This is a genomic window from uncultured Campylobacter sp. (assembly GCF_937890585.1).
GTDB lineage: Bacteria > Campylobacterota > Campylobacteria > Campylobacterales > Campylobacteraceae > Campylobacter_A.
In genome coordinates this window covers 1-6179 of record NZ_CALACG010000270.1, presented here as the reverse complement: position 1 = coordinate 6179, position 6179 = coordinate 1, and the positions used below count along the sequence as shown (strand labels likewise).

The 6179-nt window shown below is 37.8% G+C and carries 6 protein-coding genes; all 6 read right to left on the bottom strand.

From position 1 onward, the window contains the following. Nucleotides 1–529 (bottom strand): hypothetical protein (locus Q0296_RS08140; RefSeq protein WP_298039165.1); only part of this gene is annotated, 529 nt, incomplete at its 3' end. Between the two features lie 398 nt (nucleotides 530–927). Continuing rightward, a complete protein-coding gene (locus tag Q0296_RS08135; protein WP_298039162.1) occupies nucleotides 928–1566 on the bottom strand; it encodes an HAD family hydrolase in 639 nt (212 codons plus the stop codon). Between the two features lie 72 nt (nucleotides 1567–1638). Beyond that, nucleotides 1639–2652, bottom strand: coding sequence for an OmpA family protein (locus Q0296_RS08130; RefSeq protein WP_298039159.1), 1014 nt, complete (start codon nucleotides 2650–2652; stop codon nucleotides 1639–1641). A 152-nt stretch (nucleotides 2653–2804) separates the two neighbouring features. Continuing rightward, nucleotides 2805–3194, bottom strand: coding sequence for a 30S ribosomal protein S9 (gene rpsI / locus Q0296_RS08125; RefSeq protein WP_002939337.1), 390 nt, complete (start codon nucleotides 3192–3194; stop codon nucleotides 2805–2807). A gap of 2 nt (nucleotides 3195–3196) precedes the next feature. Beyond that, the gene (gene rplM / locus Q0296_RS08120; protein WP_298039156.1) at nucleotides 3197–3625 is read right to left on the bottom strand and encodes a 50S ribosomal protein L13; all 429 of its coding nucleotides are present in this window, start codon (nucleotides 3623–3625) and stop codon (nucleotides 3197–3199) included. Between the two features lie 80 nt (nucleotides 3626–3705). Next, nucleotides 3706–6179 (bottom strand): RecB-like helicase (locus tag Q0296_RS08115; protein WP_298039153.1); only part of this gene is annotated, 2474 nt, incomplete at its 5' end.

The window sequence follows — 6179 nt, the reverse complement described above, 5'->3', positions numbered from 1 at the left end:
CCTGTTCTGCTTGTTCTTTGGCTCTGGTTTCAGCTTCACGTGCTATTCTTCCCTCTTCTTCTTTTTGAGAAATGAATGACTCAACTGAAGCTATTCTATCAAGCAATTCTGTCTTTTTGTCAGTATTTTCAATCTGATTAACGATCTCTTTAGCAGACTTCACTTGACTCATATCTTGACTTTCTTCCAATTGTTTCACTAAAGCTTCACCTTTTTTTTGCAACTCATTTGCTGCCTTTTCCTTAGCTCTTTTCTCTTCTTCTGCTTTTTCCCTAGCTTTTCTCTCTTCTTCTGCTTTTTCTTTTGCTTTTCTCTCTTCTTCTGCTTTTTCTTTAGCTTTTCTCTCTTCTTCAACTCGTTTTGCCTCTTCTATACTAGATGAGGTATCTCTTGTTGAATTTGTTGAAGCTATCGAAGAAGTAGATGCCGCAGTCTGCTTAGTTTTAGATTGAGAAGATGAACTTTTCTTTGTAACTGTTGGAGTTTGGAAAGAAACTACAAAAATACTAACAACGAAAAGTCCTATCATTAGATTTCTTTTTCGAATATCTGGTACTTTCTTTACAAAATACCAAATACCAATTCCGCTCAAAACAAGATAGAGAGTGCCAAAAGTCGTAGTTTAAATTTAGATCGTCATTTAAATAAATTTGATCTATCAAATTTCCAAAATAGTAAAAGCATGAGATTAAATTGCCTAAAATAAGAACAAAATTTAAGATCAAAAATCTTGGTCTTAAATTTAATTTTTTTGCTCAGAGAGAAAGACCAAAATTTAGTCCGCATAGCCAGACAAATGACTTCAGGTAAGTACAGGGAGTGCTTGCACTTCCGCTTGGAGCCTGAGCTCTGCCTAAACGAGAAGTTAAACCAAAAAGCGTAAAATTTAAATCACTCAAGCCAGGTTTTTATACGCTTGAATTAAATTTATACTTCTTTTATAAAACGTACTGCCTCAAGTGGAGTTAAAAATATATGTTCGCTGAATTTTTCCAGATCAGCCTTTTGTCCGTATCCACATGTGAGTCCGACACCAGTCACCAAAGCAGCCTTTGCAGCCTTTAGATCCATAATAGTATCGCCAACCATAAAAGCATTATCTTTGCCTTTTTCTAGCCTTTTAAGGGCTAAATTTATGGGCTCTGGATCTGGCTTTGGTTTTACCACGTCATCTCTACCAACAACTATTTTTATAAATTTCATAACACCCAAATACTCTAATAAGATGATAGAAAATTTAGAAGTTTTTGTAGTAACTACGCCAACATCAGCAAAGCTACCAGCCTCTTGTAAAGCCTCCATCGCGTATGGCAAAAGTGTCGTTTCATCAAGATAAATTTTCTCGTAACAAGCCTTGTACTCTCTTACGTAGTCAGCAAGCAAATTTTTATCTGCGCCAAGTTTTTCAAACATTATTTCTAGCGGATATCCAACTAGAGACTTTAGAGCGTCATGATCTGGCGTTTGTCTGCCGTGAGCTATAAAGGCACTATCAAAGCCTTTTAAAATAGCAGAAGTTGAGTCTATAAGTGTGCCGTCTAAGTCAAAAAGTATGGTTTTTTTCATGATGATCTCCGCAGAAATAAAAAAGGGCCTAGCCGAAGCCAAGCCCTAGAGAAGTAATTTTAAATTATAAAATTATTTGTTGAAAGTAGCTTCAACACGTCTGTTTTGAGCGCGACCTTCTTTTGTTTTGTTTGTAGCAACTGGTTTAAGTTCGCCGTAGCCAACTGTTGAGATTTTTGATTGCTCAACGCCGTAGCCAGCAAGAACTTCAGCCACTGCTTTTGCTCTTTTTTCAGATAATTTTTGGTTGTAAGCTTCTGCACCTACGCTATCAGTGTGTCCAGCAAGTACAACTTTATAATCTGGGTGCTCACCCATAAAATCAGCTACTTTTTTGATCTCAGCTGCATAGCTTGGTCCAACTTTGTAGCTATCAAATGCAAAGTTAACGTCTAGATCTCTAAGAACGATAACTTTCTCGCATCCTCTTTCGTCAACAACTACACCAGCTGGAGTGTTAGGGCATTGATCGATATCATTTGGCACGCCATCATTATCATCGTCAAGAACTGGAGCTGGAGCTGGAGCTGCTGCTACTGGAGCTGCTGCTACAACTGGAGCTGCTTTTGAGTCAAGACCGATGCCAAAGCCTAGTGAGTAGAATAGGTTGTGATCGGCATGATTAAATTTGATAGCATCTCTTGCTTCTGCTTTAAGAGCAAATCTATCAGTAACTTGGTATCTTAAACCAAGACCATATTGACCAAAACCACCATCTTTATTTTTCACAAAAGCGTTTGGTATATCTTCATAACCAGCACCAATTAAACCATATAGGCCAACTGGTCCAAAGTCAACGATATCTTTTACAAGATTTGCGTGATATCTAAGCGCTCTACCATGTCTTACAACGTCGCCTGTTCTCTCTTTAATTTTTTGAGAATAATCAACACCAAGCTCAACTTGATCAAAGAAGAAGTTCTCAAGGTTTCTAGCTACTCTAACGCCAAAGAAGTTGTGATCTTTTACGCGTAGGTTTCCTTCTGGATGTACACCGCCAATAGTTGGAGTGATCTCGTAGTTGTATGCTGCATTAGATGCAAAAACCGCTGTTGCGGCAACCATAGCTAAAGCAATCTTTTTCATAATAGAATTCCTTTCAATAGGGATTTTTAATGTTGACTATAATTTTACCTAAATAAAGATTAATCAACTTTAAATTATAACTAAATTTTAATGTAAATTTGAAATTTACATAACCTAAAATTTGCAAGAGCAAAAAGCACTTGCAAAATCCATTAACGTTTAGAGAATTGTGGGCTTCTTCTGGCCTTTCTTCTACCAAATTTCTTACGTTCAACAACACGAGAATCTCTAGTTAGTAAGCCTTTTGGTTTAAGCGCTGCTCTAAAATCAGCATCCATATCAGCTAAAGCACGTGAAATGCCGTGCCTTAAAGCCTCAGCTTGTGCTGAATAACCGCCACCTAAAGTTGTAGCTACTACGTCTATTAAACTCTCTTGTTTTGTTACCAAAAGTGGTTGAATAACTTTAAGCTTGATAGCCTCATGACCGCCAAGCCAAGTGTTAAGATCCATACCATTTACTACGATTTTACCGCTTCCAGACTTTATCCAAACCTTTGCTACGGCAGTTTTTCTTTTACCAGTTGCATAAACTTTTGCCATAATTATTTTCCTTCTTTTTTAGCTATTTGTGCCGTATGAGGATGCTCACTGCCAGCATAAACTTTTAGTTTTTTTATCATCTCTCTTCCAAGTTTTGTCTTTGGAAGCATGCCACGAACAGCTAGCTTGAAAAGTTTTTCTGGCTTATTTGCTATCAAATCGCCAAATTTCTCGCTCTTTACGCTGCCAAAATATCCTGAGTGTCTGTGATAAAGTTTATCTTCAGCTTTGTTATTACCAGTAAATTCTACTTTAGAAGCATTTATGATGATAACATAGTCGCCACAATCTACGTTTGGCGTGAAGCATGGTTTGTTTTTGCCACGAAGTATAGTTGCTACCTCAGTTAGCAATCTACCAAAGCGCCTACCAGCTGCATCAACTACGATCCAGTCTCGCTTAACTTCGTTTGGCTTTGTTATTTTTGTCATTTTCTTACCTTTGCCAAGTTAATTTTTGAGTTGTGATTGTATTTAAACAATGCTTTGATAAAGCTTAAATTAAGTAGCATTTAAACTTCAATATATGAAATTTTGCTCTCAAGTGCATAGAAGATGACGGCGATTATACTATGTTTTTCATAAAATTTAGCGAGCGCATCTTTATACTCTTTTACTTGTTTTTTGTTCTCTTCTATGTTTTTATCTGTCGTTTTATAATCAATCACGCAAATTTCACGATCATTAAAGCAAAAAAGATCCATCTGTTTTAGCTCATTTTTTACTTTAAATGGCTGCTCTTTGTAAATTTCTTTGCCCTTTATGCACTCTATAAATTTTGGCTCACTTATAAGCATTTTTGCCCTAGAAAAGGCGTCTTCAAGTGCTTCAAGCGGCAAAAATTTATGAAATTTATTTAGCATCAAATTTTTAGCTTTTTCTAGTGAAATTTCATCAAATTTTTCGCTCATCTCAAGCAGATAGTGAAACGCAAGGCCAAAATATATCGCGCTTAAATTTTTCCCGCTCGTCTTTTGCTCTTTTGTCTCAATCTCTTGCCTCTCTATCTTTAAAATTTCAGGCATTTTTTCATCTTTTTTTAGCTCTTTTTGCTCAGTTTTACTAGGCAAAATTTTGCCAAAGCTAAACTCTTTTAGATCAAGATAGTCGTTTGCTTCGCTCTTGTCGCTTCTTGTGTAAAATGAAAAAAAGCTTGGGCTATTTCCGCTTGGGACGGCTTGTTTGATGATGATGAGCGACTTTGTTGCCCTTGTGAATGCGACGTAAATTTTATTGATATTTTCTTGTTTTTCAAGCTCTTTCATCTGCTCCAAAACGCTTGCGTAGTCGCTATCAAAATTTTCTCTACCTGAAATTTTACTCTTTACGATCCACTCGCCATTTTCGCTGTATTCCGTGATAAAGCTCGAGTCATCTCCCCTGCCCCTGCCCATCATATCGCAAACGATGACGTGGTCAAATTCAAGGCCCTTTGACTTATGCACGGTCATCACTCTCACGCCGTCGCTACTTTTTGGACTGATTTTAGAGCTAAAGTTTTCAAGGTTAAATATAAAATCACTTAAATTTTTATACCCCGCGCTTAGCTCAAACAACCTCAAGATATCAACGTCTGCCATACTTATGCCTAAATTTTTAGCTAGGTAAAAAAGGCTATTTGTAGCGCTCTCTTCTGGTTTTATGCTTAGTTTTTTGACGCTTGCATTTACTAGCGCTTTTACATTTTTCTCATAAATTTCTTCTTTAAATAGGCAAAATTTCGCATACTCGATGATCGCTGCAACAAGTGGCGTTCTTTTTAGCTCCAAAGTGCCTTCATTGACGCTTTTTATCCCTGCGCTGCTAAGCACTTCTGAGATGAGACTAATGTCGCTATTTTTCCAGCAAAGCACGGTTATCTCGCTTGCATTTACGCCAGCTTTTAAAAGCTCACTTGCTTGCGAAACGACCGCACCTGCGATATCTTCATCACTTAGCACACGCAAGTAGCCGTAGTCGTCTTTTTCTACTTCAAAGTATGCACACTCGCCGCTTACCTCGTAGCTTAGCGCCTCATCTTTTTTGGCTGGCTCTTGCGGCTCAAAACTAAGCCCATATCTATGATAAATTTCTTCAAAAATGGCGTTATTAAATTTCACCAAAGCCTTTAAACTGCGGTAGTTACTTGGTAAATTTTCTATATCTATCTGGCTAAAATCATCTCCAAGCTTGTCAAAAAGCTCCTTTTTGCCACCTCTAAATTTATAGATGCTCTGCTTTGTATCGCCGACGTAAAAGAAGCTTCCAAGCCCGTTTTGTCCGTATCCAGAGACTATTTCAGCGATGAGCGGCAAGATGATCTCATACTGGATCACGTTTGTATCTTGAAACTCATCAACTAAGAGGTGATTTATCCTGCCATCAAGCCTAAAATAAAGCGCTTCTTTGTCTAAGCTTTGCACCAAAAGCTTAAAAACCAGCTTGTTTATATCAGCAAAACTTAGCGCATTTATCTCCTTGTTTAGCTCTAAATTTGACGCCTTATAAAGCTTTAATAGCTTGCTAAAGCCACTTAGCCTATACTTTTCGACCTCTAAAATGTAGTTTTTCGCTCCCTCTTTTAGCTCACAAAAAAGCCTATCAAGCTCTGGGGTGTAAATTTTGCTAAAAGTGCGGTAGTCTAGGCTTTGCCTAGCAAAAACCTTACTCTTAAATAGCTCAAATAAATTCTGCTCGCCAAATGTCTTTTTAGCCGTATCGCTAGCGCCATTTTGTAAGGCTATATGCTCATTTAACGCCTTTTGCGCCGCCCTTACCTTGCTATCATCTGGATAGCTTGCGCCACTATCTTTTAGCTCGCCGCCAAAGCTCTCATAAAATTTCGCCAAAGTCTGCGAAAAGCTAGCCTCTTTTTGGCTTGAGATGATCATCATAAGTGCGAGCTCGCTAAGAAGCTTTTTATCCTTGCTCGCCTCTTTTACAAATTTTTTCCACGCCAGATATTGCAAGCTATCTTGCACGCTGTAATCAGGGCTAAGCCCTAAAT